The organism is Candidatus Nitrosocosmicus sp. T (genome assembly GCF_054408485.1).
In genome coordinates this window covers 439884-459810 of the sequence record NZ_CP166992.1, presented here as the reverse complement: position 1 = coordinate 459810, position 19927 = coordinate 439884, and the positions used below count along the sequence as shown (strand labels likewise).

The following is a 19927-nucleotide window of genomic DNA, read 5'->3' as shown; positions in this document are numbered from 1 at the left end:
GACATTGAAAATAAAAGTAATTTGACAAGGTAAATGTTTATTGTTCAAGTTTTTTCTTACCTATATTTGTAATGTTTCTCAAATATATCTACAGTTTCTTTATACCTTGACTTTTCTACTTCAAGAATCTGTTCCATGACCTCATCGCCCTTTAACATTAGAGGTTTTCCAGTCCACTTGTTCTCAAACAGATAACTTATCCAAGCACGAATGAATGGACCCATTTTCCGAGATAAAGGCTCTACAAACCCGTTTATTATCTCACGTTTAGCACTTTCTCTATCCAAACCCTTACACATCAAGTAGAAGATTTGTTCTTCATCAATTTGAGATACTGAAGCAGCATGCGTAGCTTTGACTTCGTTGGTCTCTATCTCCAATCCGGGAATAGCATCAGCCTGGGCGCCTTTATTTAATAAAATTGCATGCCCGGCCAAAAAAGATTCTGAGGCTTGTGCATCCTTTCGAATTTTTATCATTCCTTTAAATAAGGACTTGGCGGTATCTTTTACAATTGATTTAACTAGGACTTTACCTCTAGTGCTAAATCCAATATGATCAAGATTAGATGAAATGTCAAATGATTGATTATTTGTACCAAAAACTATTTCTACATCTTCGGCTCGTGCGCCTGAGCCTTTCATAACACTATCAGTCTTGAATCGACAAAGGCGTGCACCAAACATTCCAGAATACCAAGACATTTTGCCGTCCTTTTCAACAAAGGCCTTTCTATTAGCAACACAAACAGTATCAGAATTCATAGCTTGTAATGTGATAAACTCAAGTTCCGCAGCGGGTTTTACAATACATTCAAGAACCTCAAAATAGCATTCTTGTCTTTTTTCGTTTGAATCATTTCCTTGAGTTTCTTCTTTTGACTTTGATAATTCAGGATTTGTTGATGAGGTGGAGGTGGAGGTGGAGGTGGAGGTGGAGGTGGAGGAAAACGTAGGAGACGATGAGTACAATTCTTGCACTATTGTTCCTTTTGAGCCTTCATCAGCAATAACAATATTCCTACAAATTGATGATGTACGATCATCTTTTAGAGAATATACGATTCTAATTGGCTCCTCAATCATCAAATTTCTTGGAATGTAAATAAAGAATCCAGATTGAAAGGCAGAGGAACCTAATGCGAGAAAACGATCATCTTCGTAATTGATTGATTTATCTAAAAAGTATTTTTTTACTAGTTCTAAATTGTTCTTTATGGCGTCTTGAATTGTCGAAATAACTAAACCTTTTTTAGATAATGCCTCTGGGACAAAAATATGTGCAACAAATGAGCCAATTAAAAGTATGCTTGGAGAAGACTTTATCTCTTGTAGTCGCATCTCTAGGTCTGTTGAAATAGAATTTGTATTCTCGTTAGAAAAGTAAACTTTGTCTGGTTCTAAAAGAGTTAATCCAGAGTATTTAGAATACAAAGGTGAAACTTCATTAGGCAAGCCAGAAAATTTGGATAAAATCGCTTTTCTAGAAGACAGCATCCACTGGGGTTCATCGCCCTTATTAGAAAGTATTTCATGTACATTATTTTCTGAAAGTAATGATAATGGAATCATTATGATCAATCTTCATGAAAAAATAAAAAGACTAGTAATGAAGTTAAACTAACCATTAACCTACCGAACCCTCCATCTCCATTTTTACCATTCTATTTAGTTCTACAGCATATTCCATTGGGAGTTCTTTGGTAAATGGTTCCATAAATCCACCTATAATCATACTCAAGGCATCGGATTCAGAATAGCCTCTACTCATTAGGTAAAATATTTGCTCATCACCTATTTTTCCCACGGTTGCCTCATGAGTAATGGTCGCATCATCTTGATTAACTTCAACATATGGATATGTATCAGTTCTCGAAAATTCATCAAGTAATAATGCATCGCATCGAACATTTGATTTTACTCCATATGCTCCTTTTGCTACATGCAATAATCCCCTGTACGTGGTTCTTCCGGTATCCTTACTGACAGATTTACTTGTAATTCGAGATGTAGTATGGGGTGCAAGATGGACCACTTTTGCGCCAGCATCCTGATGTTGACCCTTTCCTGCAAATGCCACAGAAACTATTTCAGCATGAGCATTCTTACCTAGCATGTAAACGCCAGGATACTTCATGGTGAGTTTACTGCCTAGATTGCCGTCTATCCATTCAACAGATGCATTTTCATAAGCATATGCTCTCTTTGTAACCAGGTTGTATACATCCTTGCTCCAATTTTGAATGGTGGTGTATCTGATTCGTGCTCCTCTTTTTGCAATCAATTCGACTACAGCAGAATGTAAAGACTCGGTAGAATAGACAGGAGCAGTACATCCTTCTATATAATGAACATCAGCACCCTCATCGGCAATAATCAAAGTTCTCTCAAATTGTCCAATATTTTCGGCATTAATCCTGAAATATGCTTGTAATGGTAAATCCACTTTTACATTTGGAGGAATATAAATAAATGAACCACCTGACCATACAGCACTATTTAGTGCTGCAAATTTATTATCTTCTGGTGGAATAACTTTTCCAAAATGCTTTCTTAATAGATCAGGGAATTTCTTAACTGCTGTATCAGTATCTAGGAATATCACACCCTGTTGCTCAAGATCTTCACGCAAATGATGATAAACTGTCTCTGATTCATATTGGGCACCCACACCAGCTAAGAATTTTCTTTCTGCTTCTGGTATACCTAACTTTTCAAAGGTATTTCTAACTGCTTCTGGAACATCATCCCAGTTTTTACTTTGCTTTTCGGCAGCTTTAGCGTAATAATAAATATTCTGAAAATCTATGTGAGACAAGTCTCCTCCCCAGTTTGGCATGGGTTTACTCATAAAAACATCATATGACCTTAATCTAAAATCACGCATCCAATCAGGTTCCCCTTTCATTTTGCTGATTTCTTCTACTGTACCTCTAGAAAGGCCCTTTTTACTTAAATATACATAAAGTTGAGTTGAATCTTTAAAATCATATTTACTATAATCCATATCTAGTTCTTTTGCGGTCATACTGTTAATAACGGCGTTATGTATTATAAGTATTTTTATTATGGAACACACCGACTGAGAAGAGAAAGTATTAAGTATACAAATATTTTCAACCAGTTAGTTAGGTCTACCTAACATTGGAAACATTTTCCTTAATATAAAAAAAGCAATCAATATATTCCCATAAAAAAAATTTCAAATATGCATATTGAGGGCAGTGTAATAGTATGTGATTCCATTGATGAAAGAGGAATTGAGATTTTAAAAAATGCAGGACTCACTGTTGATTATTTACCTGAGATAACAAATCAAGAATTAATATCTAAAGTAAAAGATTATGATGTAATTGTTGTACGCAGTAGAACCAAGGTTACAAAGGAAGTAATAGAGAATGCAAAGAGAGCAAAAATAATTGCAAGAGTGGGGGTAGGATTGGATAATATAGACACAAATGAAGCTCAAAAGAACAATATGGAGGTAATTAACGCAGGCGAGGCTTCAGTAAATGCAGTTTCTGAATTAGTATTAGGATTTATATTCTCATTAAGCAGAAATATACCTGTTGCCAATAATGCTACAAAGAATGGTAAATGGATTAAGAAAGATCTGATTGGTGTAGAATTAAAAGGCAAATATTTAGGAATTATTGGATTGGGAAAGATTGGAAGAAACGTAGCCAGACTGGCAAGGGGATTAAGAATGAACTTGATAGGATATGATGTTGTTCCTATTGATAAGAGCTTTGTTCAAGAAGTTTCACTTATTACGACAGACCTCAAAACGTTGGTAGAAAGTTCGGATTTCATAACATGCCATGTTCCATTTACAGAACAGACAAAACATCTGATAGACAAAGAAATGTTGTCAAGAATGAAAGATACTGCTTTCTTGATCAACACTTCAAGAGGGGAAGTCATAGATGAAGAGGCACTCATAGACTTTTTAAGAAATAAGAGAATAGGCGGGGCTGCTTTGGACGTTTATGAAGTCGAACCTCCTACGAACAAGGAGTTACTAGAACTTAATAACATAGTGTGCACTCCACATATTGCAGCTCAAACAAAAGAAGGACAAGAATTAGCATCGACAGTGATTGGTGAAAAAATAATACAGAGACTATTGGAAAGACAAATAGAATAACAGATTACAATATTTATTTTACTATACTACAAATAATATTTTTTATGAGAATAGTAATATTATAGATATAAAAGTAGTCATTGTTCCAACAAACAAACTTGATTTAATAAATTCTAACTAGAACACGATACTTTGTTGAGTTATCTTTATACTAAATCAATGAACCTGCTACTGAAACCTAAGAATCAGACATCAGAATCACCTTAGTTTTAGAAAATAATCCATGAATTATCTTAATATTTGAAGGTTTTATATCAAAATGCTTCGAAATGATGTTTATTAATTCCCTATTTGCCCTTCCTTTCACAGGAGCACAACGTAATGAAATATTGATCTCCATTTTCTCTTCATTAACATTCAATAGACCACTTGGATCAAACTTTACTTTCACAACATATGTACGAGGCAAACCACATCCCTGCACAATTGTTATGACAATGAATGTATATTTCCTTATAGGTTGTAGGTCATAGGTTATGGGTTATAGGTTAGATCACTTGAAATACTCCGATGAAGAGATAATTCTATTATGGTAAAACATCAATAAATTAGTAAGAAAAATTTCTGTTGATTAAAAGAAATAGCCCGACACTAAAGGGGACTGTGAAATTATCGTTATAACAAAAGGCGGTATAAGATTCAACTTTATTTTCGAATATGAGATAAATAAAACTGGTTAATCCAGTCCTTATTGTAATTAAGCAAGTAATACCAATTACAATACCAATATAAAATAGAAGTAAAAAACATTTTTAAATTGATTAATCACACAAACAGGAAAAACTATTCAATTAGTGGAGGATTTTGAAACAATACTGAATATTAGGCATATTTCTTTTCAAAGATACGAATTGAAAAAACTGAAGAAATATGCTATATGCATTAGAATATTAGAATATTCAAAGATCCCCGATGGATAATATTCTCCTTTGAAAAAATGATCATGCAACTAAAACAATTAATGTATTATTTCATAGCATCCAGTAAATCTTTCTTAAATGTTTGTCTAGCCCGTTGTAAATACAAATAAAATAACGCCATCACAAAACTAGCAACTCCACCCAGAATAAAAAAGGCATTTAGAGTTACTAATGCTAACAAAGATATAACAAAGGTGCTCAGTATAAAAATTAAAGAGATTTTCTTTAATTTATTCATAATAGTGAAAAAATAGGAAATACACCAATATAAATACAACTAAAATAAAATGATTATCAAATTATATAAATTAACAACATAATTAAGATAATTTGTCACTAAATTGTTCTACTACTACTACTACGGCGGAGGTGAATGAAAAAGATGGCAACAACAACTCAAGTCAATGGATGCATGGTGTTATATAAAAGCGAAATTATAAGTGGCCCAATAGAAAATTTACTCTGCTATGTACTAAGGATCAACACCAGTAGTAAATTGGATATGTTGTAAGACAAACTCTGAATTCACCGCGAGTCAAAATTGCACTAATGTTTAGCGAATTCATCATTAAACAGGATTGGATCTGTTCTTTCTTCTACTTTTAAATATCCAGATTGATATGGCTCCCAATATAATGATGGCTCCTAAAATTGTACCATATAGAGCGACAGTAGAGATCAATCCAAAAGTCTCGGTTATCGAAACATTAAATACGGCTCTTTCACAATTGCAGTTTACGCTATCGTTTAAAATAGTTCTTGGCGGAGGAACGGTATCAAGTATTTTGTTCCGTGCAATATCCTCATTTAGTATGCTCAATACAATTTGATAATTACCATTATTTGCAAATACAAAAGGAATATTGAAATCTCCAGTTTCTAGAGTAGTCCATGGGAATACAAATACACGTTCTCCATTTATAGAGTAGATTTCGACCATGACTGTAACATCATAGATGTCTCTACCATGTTTGTCTTGAATACTAAACATAATTTTTGATGGTTCATTAGATTTTGCATATTCCGGTTCCAACTGTTGTAGTATGTAATATTTGTTACCTATCCCCATTCCAGAGCTATTATATGAAGCAAATTGATCGAAATGAGCATATGCAGTAAAAAACGTAGACGTAATCAAAGAATATATAAAAAATACAAAGAAAACTATTGCAAACTTTGATCTAGGATTTTTTGTCGTAGTTGTTCCTTTAACCTTACTCGAGTTTCTCACAGAAAACGATGGCATGGTATTTCATCTTACATTTTCTTTAGCTACTATGCTGAGGAACTTACTTCAGGTGTATTACTACTATCATGCCCAGATGGCTTAGATGGATCCACTGAGGACTTTAGTTTGAGATTTGTGTAATAGATATTTATTACAACAAAAATCATGCTACTATACAATACCAAGCCCAAACCCAAGTGGGCAGTTACTAAATCTGCATGTAATTTTTCATTGATAACAATTGCCCCTAACGTTATTTGGCCCACAACAGTAGCCGATGCTATGACTGAGAATATCTTGGTGGATTTGAGCGAATGCTTTCCTCTAAGTACAAATGCCATAGTTAAAAACACTAGAAGTCCTGTCGAAGCAGCAGTTGTTCTATGAATATATTCTATCAAAAACTCATAGGAAGGAATCAATCCCTGTGGACACAACGGCCACTGTGGACAAGATAAGCCCACACCAGTAGAACTAACGTACCCACCTAGAGTCATTAATCCAAACAATACACACAACGTACCAATCGAAAAAATCTGGAGAAACTTATCGTAATTCATGGTATAAAATTTTGTAGTCTGTCTTATGTTTCTACACACAAAAGAAAGTTATTGTACTGTAATTGTTCCCTTCATAAATGGATGTACAGTGCAATAATAAGCATAGGTATCTGCTTCCAAACTAGCCGTATCTATTTGTGCGGTCTCACCGGCCATGATAATGCTGCTATCAAATAGTTTTGCAGAGTTGGGATCTTGTGGTCCGTCGCCACTTGTTGCAGTGTGCGGCACAGTATCATCGTTTGTCACTGTGATCACATCTCCCTTTGCAACTGTTAGTGTGTCTGGAGCATAGTCAGGGTTTCCAGGGGTTGCAGCGCCTGTAGGAATTGATAACGTGGGACCGCCTGAAGCAGCAGGGGCTGCAGGAGCCGAAGAACTAGCTCCAGTAGTTGCAGATTCTGATGCTCCGGGTGCAGGTGCAGGTGTGGGCGCGGATGTGGGGGCGGATGCTGGTGATGGAGGAGGAGCAGAAACCGGTGGCGGAATACTTGCAGTATCCTCCCAATGAAATACCGTTACATACCCTAACACAGCAAGAGTGATAACGATAATTATCAATCCCTTGGCGAAACGCTGAGGGGAGGTTCTAATGATGTGGTTCTCGTCGTGCGTAGTCATAATAATATTCAACTCCCTGTCCTAACTTGAATGGATCTCTTGGATCAGCTGGCTTACCGTACATTGCGGACCTTATCATGTTATATAGGAACAGTGCGAAGGATGTTCCTATTGCCCATCCACCAAAACTCGCTATTTGGTTCATTATTATCAGCTCTGGAAAAGGTAGATAATCTACAACTCTTCTTGGCATTCCGTAGAGACCAAGAATATGCTGCACACCAAATATGAGCGCTATTCCTACAAATGTCATTACGAAATGAATTTTCGCCAATCTCTCGTCGTACATTCGACCTGTAATTAACGGGAATAGATAGTAAATGAATCCAATAAATGCCAATGTTATAGTTCCCATGATAAACAAGTGCATGTGCCCTACGACCCAGTAGCTGTCATGAGTCAAAAAGTCCAACGGCATTGCAGTATTAACAACACCCCCAGCTCCTGCTGAGAAGAATAACAGTATCGCACCCACACTAAATAACATGGGTGCTGCAAACTTGATTCTTCCACCCCACATGGTAGCCAGGAAGTTAAAGACATGCATAGCAGAAGAAGGTACGGCGGCTAGAGTTCCCACCATAAATACAGTCTTTTCCGTAAAGCTCATACCAACCGCAAACATGTGATGAGCCCATGAACCAAATCCAATGACAGCAATTACGATTAACGCTATTACTCCCGAATAATAGCTAAACAAAGGTTTTCGGGAGAATGTGGGTATCATCTCATACATCATACCTATAGCCGGGAGGACAAATATGTAAACTTCCGGATGGAATGTGAACCAGAACAAGTGTTGATACGCTATTGGATCCCCACCCATTTCTGGATTAAAGAACCCTGTCACTCCTAACCTATCAGTATAAAGCATGACCAATGACGCCGCAAAGGTAGGTATAGCAACAAGTATCATAAGCGAAGTTACCAGCATAGCCCAACTAAACAGCGACATTTTCATCAATGGTAAATCGGGATGTTTCATCTTTAGTATTGTAACAGTAAAGTTAATGGCACCTAATACAGAAGACAGACCCAGCAACTTTAATGAAATTATCCACATATCTGCGGCTGGTCCTGGAGCTTTTAATGTAGAGTATGGTGGATAGGCATTCCAAGTAAGATCAGCAAATCCCCCCCAGAGCAAGCACATACAAGGAGGAATCATCCAAAACGCAACAGCATTAAGCTTTGGCCATGCCATATCTTTGTATCTAACCATAATAGGAATTAGATAGTTACCAACTCCAGAGGCAAATGGAATCAACCACAAAAACAATAATGTTGTTCCATGAACTGTGAAGAATCTAGCAAAATCTGGTTGCCCGGAAAAAATTTGTAGACCCGGTACAAATAATTCGGCCCTGATAGCCATAGCCAAAGCGCCTCCAGCAAATAACGCCACCAATGAGGCTATAATATACAATAACCCGATATCAGTATGATGGGTAGAAAATATGATCTCCCATATGGGTCGAGGTTTTTTTAATTCTAGAACCATTTTCTTACAATAGCACCCCTATATCCAATAAATTCGAAATATGTCTATAAAAGCATTTGGATTTTTCTTTTTCATAAAAAATATTAAAATAAATAAAAAAGTCTCAAAAATCAGAAATTTCTAAAAAAATTTTCTTTTTTATTGTAATATCTATATTATATTAATTATAGAAAAAAATGGGAATTTAAAAAAATGGTGGTTATTGTACCGTCAGCGTTCCGGTCATGAATGGATGTACGGTACAATGGAAGGGATGCTCTCCCGCTTCTACGGTGGCAGTATCTATTTGTGCTGTTGCTCCAGGCATCATAATACCGGTATCAAATAATTGTCCAGCATTAGCATCTCCTGGACTGGCTCCATTAGTTACAGTATGCGGGGCTGTATCGTCGTTTGTCACCGTGATCACATCTCCCTTAGTAACTGTTAGTGTATCTGGAGTATATGCAGGATTTCCAGGGGTTGCAGCACCTACAGGGATTGACAAAGTTGGACCAGCCGCTGATGATGCGGTTGAGGACGCATTACCAGACGAAGTTCCATTGGCACCGCTTGTAGCATTCGTAGAGGTAGTAGAGTCGTTTTCAGTCGCCTGGGTCAAATTTCCTGGTTCTACCACTCTCATTGTTCCACTTCCAGTAGAACCCACTTCACCGCCACCTGGTGCAATTACAGTAGCAGTTCCGCTACCTTGGGATATTGTAGGCTCCGATTGACCTGAACTAGCCGTAGTATTGTCAGTATTGGGTTCAATAAATAACCTGGCCCTCATATCCTGATGAAGCATACCACAATATTCTCTACACTGAATCAGATATTCACCTGGTTCGTCGAATACATTCCACATTGTATTAACTCTTCCAGGAACAGCATCCATAAGCATGGCAAAATCCGGTACGCTAAAACTATGAACTACATCGCTTGAAACTATCTCAAACCTATAAGGTACTCCCTCTTTTAGATGAAGTTCATTAATTTCTTGAGTACCATCAGCGTGTTGAAATGACCAAAACCATTGCTGACCTACTACCCGTACGGTTTCCGAATTAGGGGGCGCATATTCTAAGGTATGTTCTATATTCCATGATTCAGCCCCCACCCAAATGAGTATTGCAGTGACAGCTCCTATATACACCCATTCCGGTGTACTGTGCCCCACTAAATTTTACCTCCAGCATTATCAATATTTTTGAAACGTGGATGAGACTCCCTAAATCTCCAGCAAAGATAAACATTCAAACCCTGGACTACAGCTCCAACAATAAAAGCTGCAACCATCATCCTATAAAATAAGCCCCAAATTTCAACTCTACGGATTACAGTTTCACCACCTTCTGCAGCATACGCTATTTCGATTATACTTTGAATACCTATTACAGCCATAGAACTAAATATGAAAATTAACAACATTTTGTTAACAGAGGAAAAAGCCATACCTTAATCTCCACTCTCTTTGGATTGGTGAATCTTTCTGTCATTTAAGGTTTTTGCTAATGTTGATTTGATAAAGGCCAAGTTCATAATCGTACAAAATAACAAACGAAATAAAAACGAAACTTAAATTACTATACTTTAACCAATTAAAGCAGAATGAAAAAATTAAAATTCAGTAAGAAATCGTTCCATATTTAAGATATTAAGACCACATAACGATAGACTATCTTGATAATTCTTTAATACATTGATAGAAGCATTTGGGATTTGGACGCTATATACTGATGATGGCTTTATATTCATAGCCAATGAAATCGCAGCTTTGATTGGATCCAAATGAGAAATTAAGAGTATGTTTTCATCGACATGTTTGCCAACGAATTCTTGCAATAAATTTCGAATTCTTTCCCTTACAGAACCAAAGGATTCCACTTCAAATTCGAGCAAGGAGTTTTCGTCATCGTTATCAGAATAAAATTTTGCAAACAAATCACCGTGAGTAGATAGGACATCATCATAATAAAGGCCAACTAGTTTTCCTAACTCGATTTCAAATAATCTTTCATCTAATTCATAATCTAGCCCTAGTGCTGCTGATGCAATTTCTGCAGTTTCTACAGTCCTGATTACGGGACTAGAATAAATCTTGTGTATTGGAATTGTCTTTAGTAATTCGCTACTTTGTTCTACCTGTTTTCGACCTAATTCGGTCAAGTGAGATTCAAGGTTTCTTCCAACTAACAGTCTCTTGACATTATTATAGGCTTGACCATGCCTCATGAAAATAATAAGTGACATAATTTACTTAAAATATATTAAAAATTATTTCAATATTAAACTATTCATATATATTTTGGTAATTGTAATGGTTTAGTGTTTTTGGCTTTATTTTTTTTACAGGCTCATTCCATTCGTATCCTAAAATAAAGATACATCATATATGGATTAAAGAAACGATTTAATCTTGGCTTTGAAGCCAGCTCCATCTAGACCAGACGTGCTTTAATATATTAGAACTTGATATCTAACACATTAATATGAAAATTGGAATCATTGGAGGTACGGGTGGCATGGGCGAAGGGTTTGCCTTAAGATGGTGTGCCAATCATGAAATCATACTAGGATCAAGAGATAAACAAAAAGCTCAGACTGTATCAGAAAATCATATAAAAAATATTAAAAATAGCAAAAATGCTGAAAAAGTCAAAGGAACAATTAGAGGCGATGACAATCTCTCGGTAGCAAAACAGAGTGACGTATTAATACTTTCTATCCCTTATGAAAACATTCAAAGCACATGTATGGATATAGCAAATACTATTGATGACAAATGCATCGTAGTTTCACCTATAGTTCCTATGAGTAGGAATCAAGATGGATTCTATTACATTCCTTTTCAAGAAGGGAAAAAATCAGCTGGAACAATGGTCGCTGAAAATTTACCTAACTGTAATAAAATAGTTTCAGCATTTCATACAATATCTGAAATAAAACTTAAAGATATAGATTCAGCATTGAATGCAGACACTTTTATTTGTACTGATAACAAGGAATCGCTAGGAATAATCTCGAATTTAGTATCAGAAATAAACGGCTTGAGGTCAATTTATTTAGGGCCCCTCATATTATCCTATCAGGCAGAAGTTATGACACCAATGATCCTTAACGCTTCGAAACAGAATAAGTTAAAACATCCAGGGATAAAGCTGGTATAAACATTATTTTTTCACTAAATAATTTTTAAAATGGACTTTGATAAAATAGATAAGAGGATAAGGGACAGACGTAAAGAATGGATGTTTCCACTTGGAGTACTATTCATAATAATGGCAACTATTATTCTAATAAGAAACCTTATTCTCATATCAACAGAATTAGGGCCAGAATTTTTTGTCGATAATTTTTTTAACTCCGACATAACCAATGAAAAATTCACGGTAGTGATGTATGCGATTGGTCTAGTCCTAGTTTATTTTGGGAGAAGAAAGAGGCAAGATCTATTTATGAATTGAAATATGACACTATCCTTATCGTTCCTATTATCAGTGACTACGTCATATCGGCTTTTTTTGTGATAAATGTTTGTATTTTATCCATGGATTTTTCTAAAATTTCCTCTTGTGGTAGATAAACGATTCTAAAATGCCCGGTTCCTGAATTTCCAAATCCCGACCCGTGGACCGTTAAAACGCCAGTGGAATTTAATAAATCGATCACAAATTCCAAATCATTTTTCCATTTATTCTTTAAATCAATTTTTGGGAACATATAGAAAGCACCTTTTGGTTTTGTGCATTCCAAATCATTAATCTCATTTAATCGCTTGTAAACAAGATCTCTTCTTTTCTTTAATTTCTGTACCATAATGGGCAAATGTTCCTGTGATCCGTTTAAAGCAGCATTTGCAGCAATTTGAACTGGAAAATTGGATGCAATCCTGACACGTGCAAGTTTAAAAATATTCTGCCTCAATGGATCGAGTTGCCTAGAATTGTTATTCATGCAAACATATCCGCATCGTAGTCCAGTCATCAAATAAGTCTTGGAAAATCCATTGAGAAGTATAACCGGGGCATCGCTAGAAATGTGGCCAATCCCGTTAAATTCTTCATCAAATACAATTTCATCGTAAATTTCATCACAAATAATATACAAGTTATTTTCTGCAGCTAAATCTATCAAAGATTTCAGGCTCTTACGACTGAAGACTTCGCCTGTAGGATTATTAGGATTTATGATACAGATAGCCTTTGATTTAGATGAGATTTTATTTTTTATATCGTCTAGATTAGGTGTACCGTCTTCATGTATCCCAAATTCAGTTATGCTACCACCATAAAATTTTGCATATGAGGAATATGGAGGGTAATAAGGCCCAGGCAATAAAACTTGGTCGCCATCTTCAACAATAGAGCCCATAACCATGTCCAAACCCTCAGATACTCCATTAGTAACCAAAACATCTTCTGGGGTCAAGTCTAGACCTTTTTTTCCTTTTTCCTTTCCCACTATAGATTGTCTAAGTTCGTTCCAACCTTCGGAATCAGTATAATAATCATTATCACTAGCAAGTGCATCTACTAGCGCATTCTTAATATGCAAAGGAGTTTTAAAATCAAAAGCTACAGGATCACCTATATTTAAATACATAATTTCTTTTCCAGTTTTTTGATATTCTCTTGCATGTAACATGACATCTCGAATTGCATATTCAACTCGACTAATCCTATCTGATATTTTCATCAACGCTCTAGTTCCAATTGTATCTTAAACTGATTTAATATTTGTATTTTTTTAAAATTAACATTACGTTTCATGCTTAATAGTTCCAAGTAACCGGGTTAATGATTTTAAGCGTCGGTTAATAGTCGACCAGAGTCAATCCCTCATATAAATAGGCAAACAAAATTTAGAAGATGGATCAAAGGAATCCGATATACAAAATTATCGGAGTGCCTTTTGACCAATCGAGCAAAATTCTTTGCTAAACAAAGTTGAGTAGAATGACAGAATTTAAATCTGATTATTTGTGATAGACGATTGCTAAGGATTCAGAAACTTCTTCTTTTCAAATTGAATATAAACTTCAATCATAAAGGAGTATATTTTTTCTATCACAGTAGAATCAAAATCTAATTCTCTTGAATAGTTTGTGACCTTATCTAAAATTTCATCTATCCTTTTTTTGTCCTCTATCTTAGAATAATTGCTCTTAAATTTTGCAGCTTGCTGTACATATTTACCGCGCCTAACTAATAATAAAACAATTTCCATGTCTATTGAATCAATATTTTTCCTAATCTCGCCTAAAGAGCTACAATTTATCACGTCCAATTTGATTATTTATGTGCAGAATAATTTAAAGAATTAAGGATGGTTATATCCTACCCATAGTAAAAGATATGAATATAAACATTGTTATCAATACTATAATATGATTAATGCAAATACGGTTAAACGCATGATTATGAAATGTATTTATGAGGAAGATACAGATGATAAAATAAAATTATTTATCAAGATAAATAAACTTCTCCCACGGGATTTAAAGATAGAATCACCTACAATGATAACAAAGGATTTCATAGATAAGAGATTGTATGGTCTACAAGCCAGTCTAGGATAGGAGATAACTATATCAAGCTATTTAAAAGCCCGATCCCGATCAGTTTCATTCAAAATAATATCACGGTTTTCATAAGACAAAAATATTATTAAAGCACCAATTCAAATTTCTTGTTTCCTATGAAATAGGAAACTTTATGAAGAAATGGAAATAGAGATATATTTTTTCATGTGATCAGATCAATTTTTTCATTTGTAAAAAATTTAGAATTTATTGGTAGTATGGTAGAATCAGATGTCAAAATAATAAAAAGGAACATGACGAGATTTATTTTACAGTTTATTTCTCATGATTAAAACATTTGCATTGTATCTTTTTTTGTATGAACTAAATATACCATTCATATGTTAAATCTATAGCATATTATAATTAACACGATTCTTAATTAGGTAACTCATTTCAGATTTATTTACCTTGAAAAAGTAGGAAGATAAGATGAACCATTTGGTAATAATATAACAAAACATTGATCATTGATGATCAAAATAACTAAATCATTTTGGTTGGGACGATATAGTGACTATTTAAATAACGTAAATCACAAATTTCTGTTGTGGAAATACCGATTGAACAAATTTTACAAGATTTTGCCGTTATAATGATTATTGCCTCTGTAATGACTTTGATCTTTTACAGACTAAAACAACCTGTAGTGATAGGTTTTATTGTTGCAGGTATCATAATCGGTCCTCACACTCCACCTTTTAGTCTAATTCATAATTCAGATGTTCTTAATTTATTTGCTGAGATGGGTGTAATATTGTTACTTTTTACGGTAGGAATGGAATTCCCCATAAAGAAACTAAGAAGAATAGGAAGAAAAGCTATTATCATTGCTACCAGTGAAGCCTTCGGAACATTAGCTATAGGATTCTTTACTGCACAGGCACTTGGACTCGGATTCTATGACAGTTTATTCATAGCATTAGCGATATCAGTAACTAGTACAGTCATTGTAATGAGAGTTCTAGGAGAACTTAATATGATGAAAGATGAAGCTGCTACTTTAATACTAGGAACTGCAATTATCGAGGATATTCTCATAATCTCCTTGTTAGCTATATTTCAGTCCTCTGGAGTGAGCGGAGACATATCGGTCAATGAAATTATGATATCAATAGCAATAACAATTGGATTTATAGCAGGAGTACTTGTAGTAGGATCAAAAATAGTTCCAAAATTAATTGACGTTATTGCAAGAACCAATCAACATGATGTACTAATCGTCGCTGCCGTCGGAGTTGCTTTTGGATTTGCGTTTATATCTTTTCAGTTGGGAATATCAGTAGCAGCTGGTGCATTCTTTGCTGGCGTCCTAATTGCAGAGTCAAGGTCGCATGCTGTAACTAGTGTTTTGGCTACGCCGGTTAAAGATATTTTTGCGGCTTTGTTTTTTGTCTCTGTTGGAGCACTGATGGACTTTAAACTTATTCCATTATTTATAGTTCCAGCATTGATCCTAATAGGGGTTTCAATAGGTGCAAAATTCTTAACGGTTTATGTTTCCTCAAGAATCCAAGGAGTAAGTAATCTGTCTTCAACCCGTACCGCTGTAGGATTATCATCATCAGGAGGAGAAATCGCATTAGTAGTAGCCAAAGGCGGAATAGACGTCGGAGCTACAAGTGCTTTTATATTACCAATGATAGGAACTATGACGATCATCACCACATTTATTTCACCTTATGTTATCAAGTTTGGTTGGAAATTCACTGAGAGATACAGAAAAGATCAGGATAAAGATAATGAATTACCACCATCAGGCACAAGAGACAATTCAAAAGTGCCTTAAATGATCGGTTAAATCAATAAACAATTTGGTCATTTCTATCATAGTGCTGTTTAAGACATATTGCAAATCCTACATGACCGCAGTCATCAGTATCACAAGTAATACACCAAGGCATGCTTTCTCTATAACTGACTATAACTGAGCTAGAAATATTTTTGTCAAATAAAATTACATATTTGTTTTTGAAAAAATCTTTTATTACTATTAGGCAGTCTTTTGATCCTGTTTCTTCTGCCATTAGCCATTTCATAAACTCCATAGTGCCAAAGTCAAGAGTAGACATGGTATGATCTTTTTCAATTAGTTGGGACTTTCCAGACAATCTTTTCCTATCTTTCCTTTCCAACCAGTTTTTATCAGAAAAGGTATTAAAGGTATCTATATTTTTCTACATAAAATGAAATTACTATTATTTAAATAATACAGCTCATACTTCCATTTTGAATTTTTCGGCGATATCGTTAACGTATTTAAGCGCTGTTGTGCAAGGCTTACATGAACGTGCAGATGCAAATGATGAGAAAACTATAGGATAATCTATAACATACATCGAAATATGCTTTTGTTAGAAATTATTATAGATGCAATTAGTCTTTTGTACAAAAGATAGACAAGGTCAAATATTGCATTATAAGGGGGATTCCATCATTTTTCGTAGTAAGCAATCTAAAAATCATTAATAATAACATCAATACAGGCAAGTTAGGAAGAATGTATGTCTGAATTCAATTCATTAAATTCATTACATCCTGGACATTGTAGTACGATATCTAAGCCTTTACTATTTATACTTAAAAGTTGAGCGATCTGATCTGAGTGGATATTTTTTGCAAGAATGAAGTTGCAATTACCACAGAGATAAGACACCTTTGGAGATTCAACTTCTTCATAGTCATCTCCATTAATGTAAGGGGTCTTTAGAGAGGATTGTCTAAATACCGCCTTTCGATCGGAATGAGGTTCTGGAATAATCTTGCATTTTATATCAGTCATGATAGAGAGAGATAGAGTTTTCAGACATATAAATAAGAACTATTTTGATTCCGGTTTCGCGATAATCAAAATAAATAATGTGCAAATAGCCCCAAAAATCTAGATATGATTCACAGAATATTGTAATCATTATTTGAATTATTTCACATCATTCTTAGCTATTGTTTTCTTTTTAAGGAATGTTTAACCAGATCTTTGATATTCTATTAAGATTAAAAGTTGTGCTTGCTTTGAAAAAAAACAGGAGATCATCTTTAGTTGGTCTACATGCTTGCAGAGATTATAGAGATAAGTTAGTACATCTACTTAATTCGTATTTGTAATTTTCATTAGTATCGTTACTATAAAGGTGTGCTTAAGTTCAATATACTTATTAAATACCAATTCAAGGAATCTGAGAAGATTACTCTCGAAATTTTCATACTCCATCGATCATACTGCTTAATCTATATTTTACCAACTTAATCGAATTATTATTTGGATACTCTATTGCGTCCTTAGATTTTAGCCATTTTAAATTATTTTTAAGAATTTCCATAGTCTTTACTCTATCGTGGCTCGAATTGGGATATCTACTTTCGTAAATTTCATCAATAGACCATGTTTCTTTATTAGGGTATGATGTACAAAAGGTATAGAGTTGTACTACTAAGGATTGTATGCCATTTTTGAATGGATCAAATGCTATAGTTTTAGTTGCCTGCATAATTACTAAATAAAATCATACTTGCATAAAAAGTTTATACATTATATTATTGTATCATTGAAAAATTACATATTTTTTGATTTATATACTGTTTTTAATAATTTATATATTTTATGAATAAGTATGTCCAAATACTAGTATGACCTTTTATTTAGTAAAATCCATGTCAAAGTGCAATATCAGAGCCTCGCCAGGATATAGGTAATAGCATGATTCGTAAATACTTCCATTATGCTCTCATCAATCCCCGATCTCGACGTTAGAAGGTTTAGTAATTAATAACGTCTCATGAATCTGTAAAGATCCCAATAAATTCGCGTTTTTATGAAAATTCTACAAGGTTAAATCGCAATAAATTATATAACTGCCAACAAGACATATACATCAAACGAAGAGGAGGGTCCGTAGCGTAGTCAGGATATCGCGGCGGTCTTCGGAACCGCAGGTCATGGGATCGAAGCCCACCGGGCCCGTTAATCACATGGGTTCAAATAATTCAACGTTGTACAGGAGATTAGATAAAAGGAGGTATATTATTGCCCGCTAAGTTAACCACAACCGTTAAGAATATAGAAATCAAGGTCACAAATCAGACCAATAGACAAATAATTAACGACTTTTATGAATATCTTCAGAACATAGATACTTCTGAGAGCTATCAAAATGGATTACTAAAAGTCTTGATAAGATATGCAGAATACCTGGGAAATTATACAACATTTTATCAAATTCAAGAAAAAGAACAAGTATTAGATTTCTTGGATTTGAAAAGAAAAACAGACAAAGACGACCCAGATAAAAAATGGATCACCACATGGAATGATTATCTCTGGAGATTAAAGTATTTCTTTAGATGGTTATACAATGCTAGAAATAAAGGCTCAAATGCAAAATCCTATGATACATGGAATACTCCAGACTTTATCAATCTTAAAATGAAAAGGACAAAGAGACTAAGTCCATATCTAGAAACAGAAATTTGGGACAAAGACGAATTGGCTACGATTATTAAATATGATCCATATAAAAGAAACAAAGCTATTCTATCTTTGTTATGGGATTTGGACGCCAGACCTCACGAGATCACGTTATTAAAAATCAAACATATTAGACTAAAGGAAAAGTATGGTGAAGGAGAGATTCCACATGAAGCCAAAACAGGAAGCGGTCCAATGTTACTTACTTTTTCTTTTCCTTACGTGAGAGACTGGTTAAATGAGCACCCTTTTAAGAATGAGCCTGAAGCGAGGCTGATATGCAATCTCTTAACAGGATCATCAATTGGACCTGATCAGATATATGATGTAATGAGACAACTTAAAAAAAGAATTGAAAAATTAATTGAAAACAATAAAATTAATGATATCAATGAATTGGAACGTATTCGTCATTTACTAAAAACAAAGAAATGGAACCCATATTGCATCAGGCATTCGGCGATCACAGCCGATAGTGATTACCTGCCGGAATATGCTTTGAAAAAGAAAGTTAGATGGTCAATGAATTCTAAGCAAGGGACCCGGTATATAAAAAGAAGAATGGGTAATGAACTAAAAAACAAAATATTAGAATACAATGGGATAATTACAGAAGAAATACAAAAAAAGAAACCAATACAATCGATATGTCCACGCTGTGATTTATCTAATGTATTGGAGAATCGATACTGTTCAAAATGCAGTTACCCACTAAATTCCGAAGCATTTGATGAAATCAAAGAAGAGGAGAACAAGAAAATAACAGAACTAGAAGGTAAATACAATGAGATGGATTCTATTTTACAAAACCTTCTTAAAGCCTTTTCTTCAGTTGATGAACAAGGAAAACAGTTAATAGCAAAGCAATTAATCGAATCAGGAAAGTTCAGATAATGTCAGGGTTTAATATTAATTATATAACC

Annotated in this window: 22 protein-coding genes and 1 tRNA gene; 7 read left to right on the top strand and 16 right to left on the bottom strand. The window is 34.6% G+C overall.

Annotated features, from left to right (window positions below):
- Positions 1-56: 56 nt before the first annotated feature.
- A complete protein-coding gene (locus tag AB0A59_RS02350; RefSeq protein ID WP_458746139.1) occupies positions 57-1571 on the bottom strand; it encodes a SufB/SufD family protein in 1515 nt (504 codons plus the stop codon).
- A 55-nt stretch (positions 1572-1626) separates the two neighbouring features.
- Positions 1627-3027, bottom strand: a complete 1401-nt coding sequence (gene sufB, locus AB0A59_RS02345) for a Fe-S cluster assembly protein SufB (protein ID WP_458746137.1) — start codon at positions 3025-3027, stop codon at positions 1627-1629.
- Positions 3028-3207: 180 nt separating this feature from the next.
- On the opposite strand from sufB, the gene AB0A59_RS02340 reads away from it, so the two are divergent.
- The gene (locus AB0A59_RS02340; RefSeq protein ID WP_458746135.1) at positions 3208-4146 is read left to right on the top strand and encodes a D-2-hydroxyacid dehydrogenase; all 939 of its coding nucleotides are present in this window, start codon (positions 3208-3210) and stop codon (positions 4144-4146) included.
- A 178-nt stretch (positions 4147-4324) separates the two neighbouring features.
- Here the strand turns inward: AB0A59_RS02340 and AB0A59_RS02335 are convergent, their stop codons facing one another.
- The 8 genes from AB0A59_RS02335 to AB0A59_RS02300 form a co-directional block, all read right to left on the bottom strand.
- On the bottom strand, positions 4325-4555 hold the full coding sequence (locus AB0A59_RS02335; protein WP_458746133.1) for a DUF167 domain-containing protein: 231 nt from the start codon (positions 4553-4555) through the stop codon (positions 4325-4327).
- A 1079-nt stretch (positions 4556-5634) separates the two neighbouring features.
- Entirely contained in the window at positions 5635-6312 is a 678-nt protein-coding gene (locus tag AB0A59_RS02330; protein WP_458746131.1) for a hypothetical protein, read from the bottom strand.
- Positions 6313-6341: 29 nt separating this feature from the next.
- Positions 6342-6854 carry a COX15/CtaA family protein gene (locus AB0A59_RS02325; protein ID WP_458746129.1) on the bottom strand — a complete coding sequence of 171 codons (513 nt, stop codon included), beginning with the start codon at positions 6852-6854 and terminating at the stop codon, positions 6342-6344.
- Positions 6855-6902: 48 nt separating this feature from the next.
- Complete coding sequence (locus AB0A59_RS02320; RefSeq protein ID WP_458746127.1) at positions 6903-7475, bottom strand: cupredoxin domain-containing protein; 573 nt, start codon at positions 7473-7475, stop codon at positions 6903-6905.
- On the bottom strand, positions 7444-8976 hold the full coding sequence (locus tag AB0A59_RS02315; RefSeq protein WP_458746125.1) for a cytochrome c oxidase subunit I: 1533 nt from the start codon (positions 8974-8976) through the stop codon (positions 7444-7446). The genes AB0A59_RS02320 and AB0A59_RS02315 overlap by 32 nt, the downstream gene beginning before the upstream one ends.
- Before the next feature lie 199 nt (positions 8977-9175).
- Positions 9176-10135 (bottom strand): cupredoxin domain-containing protein, encoded by a 960-nt coding sequence (locus tag AB0A59_RS02310; RefSeq protein WP_458746124.1) that lies wholly within the window; start codon positions 10133-10135, stop codon positions 9176-9178.
- Complete coding sequence (locus AB0A59_RS02305) at positions 10135-10410, bottom strand: heme transporter CcmC (RefSeq protein WP_458746122.1); 276 nt, start codon at positions 10408-10410, stop codon at positions 10135-10137. Before AB0A59_RS02305 ends, AB0A59_RS02310 begins: the two co-directional genes overlap by 1 nt.
- A gap of 165 nt (positions 10411-10575) precedes the next feature.
- Positions 10576-11208 (bottom strand): histidine phosphatase family protein, encoded by a 633-nt coding sequence (locus AB0A59_RS02300; RefSeq protein ID WP_458746120.1) that lies wholly within the window; start codon positions 11206-11208, stop codon positions 10576-10578.
- A 239-nt stretch (positions 11209-11447) separates the two neighbouring features.
- Here AB0A59_RS02300 and npdG point away from each other — a divergent pair, with 239 nt between their 5' ends.
- On the top strand, positions 11448-12125 hold the full coding sequence (npdG, locus tag AB0A59_RS02295; RefSeq protein ID WP_458746118.1) for an NADPH-dependent F420 reductase: 678 nt from the start codon (positions 11448-11450) through the stop codon (positions 12123-12125).
- 30 nt (positions 12126-12155) lie between these two features.
- A complete protein-coding gene (locus tag AB0A59_RS02290) occupies positions 12156-12422 on the top strand; it encodes a hypothetical protein (RefSeq protein ID WP_458746117.1) in 267 nt (88 codons plus the stop codon).
- A gap of 37 nt (positions 12423-12459) precedes the next feature.
- Here the strand turns inward: AB0A59_RS02290 and AB0A59_RS02285 are convergent, their stop codons facing one another.
- Positions 12460-13653, bottom strand: a complete 1194-nt coding sequence (locus AB0A59_RS02285; RefSeq protein WP_458746115.1) for an aminotransferase class I/II-fold pyridoxal phosphate-dependent enzyme — start codon at positions 13651-13653, stop codon at positions 12460-12462.
- A gap of 300 nt (positions 13654-13953) precedes the next feature.
- On the bottom strand, positions 13954-14238 hold the full coding sequence (locus tag AB0A59_RS02280) for a chorismate mutase (RefSeq protein ID WP_458747535.1): 285 nt from the start codon (positions 14236-14238) through the stop codon (positions 13954-13956).
- 106 nt (positions 14239-14344) lie between these two features.
- Between AB0A59_RS02280 and AB0A59_RS02275 the strand changes: the two genes are divergently transcribed.
- Positions 14345-14536 carry a hypothetical protein gene (locus tag AB0A59_RS02275; protein WP_458746114.1) on the top strand — a complete coding sequence of 64 codons (192 nt, stop codon included), beginning with the start codon at positions 14345-14347 and terminating at the stop codon, positions 14534-14536.
- A 553-nt stretch (positions 14537-15089) separates the two neighbouring features.
- The gene (locus AB0A59_RS02270; RefSeq protein WP_458746113.1) at positions 15090-16328 is read left to right on the top strand and encodes a cation:proton antiporter domain-containing protein; all 1239 of its coding nucleotides are present in this window, start codon (positions 15090-15092) and stop codon (positions 16326-16328) included.
- A 13-nt stretch (positions 16329-16341) separates the two neighbouring features.
- On the opposite strand, the gene AB0A59_RS02265 is transcribed toward AB0A59_RS02270, so the two are convergent.
- The 4 genes from AB0A59_RS02265 to AB0A59_RS02250 all read right to left on the bottom strand — a co-directional run bounded on the left by AB0A59_RS02265 (position 16342) and on the right by AB0A59_RS02250 (position 18027).
- Positions 16342-16674: a hypothetical protein gene (locus tag AB0A59_RS02265; protein WP_458746112.1), complete on the bottom strand. Its 333-nt coding sequence runs from the start codon at positions 16672-16674 to the stop codon at positions 16342-16344.
- Between the two features lie 81 nt (positions 16675-16755).
- Positions 16756-16878 carry a hypothetical protein gene (locus AB0A59_RS02260; RefSeq protein WP_458746111.1) on the bottom strand — a complete coding sequence of 41 codons (123 nt, stop codon included), beginning with the start codon at positions 16876-16878 and terminating at the stop codon, positions 16756-16758.
- A 152-nt stretch (positions 16879-17030) separates the two neighbouring features.
- Entirely contained in the window at positions 17031-17321 is a 291-nt protein-coding gene (locus AB0A59_RS02255) for a hypothetical protein (RefSeq protein WP_458746110.1), read from the bottom strand.
- 418 nt (positions 17322-17739) lie between these two features.
- Entirely contained in the window at positions 17740-18027 is a 288-nt protein-coding gene (locus AB0A59_RS02250; protein WP_458746109.1) for a hypothetical protein, read from the bottom strand.
- A 398-nt stretch (positions 18028-18425) separates the two neighbouring features.
- On the opposite strand from AB0A59_RS02250, the gene AB0A59_RS02245 reads away from it, so the two are divergent.
- Positions 18426-18500 (top strand) — tRNA-Arg (locus AB0A59_RS02245).
- A gap of 63 nt (positions 18501-18563) precedes the next feature.
- Positions 18564-19898, top strand: a complete 1335-nt coding sequence (locus AB0A59_RS02240; protein ID WP_458746107.1) for a hypothetical protein — start codon at positions 18564-18566, stop codon at positions 19896-19898.
- Positions 19899-19927: the final 29 nt, after the last annotated feature.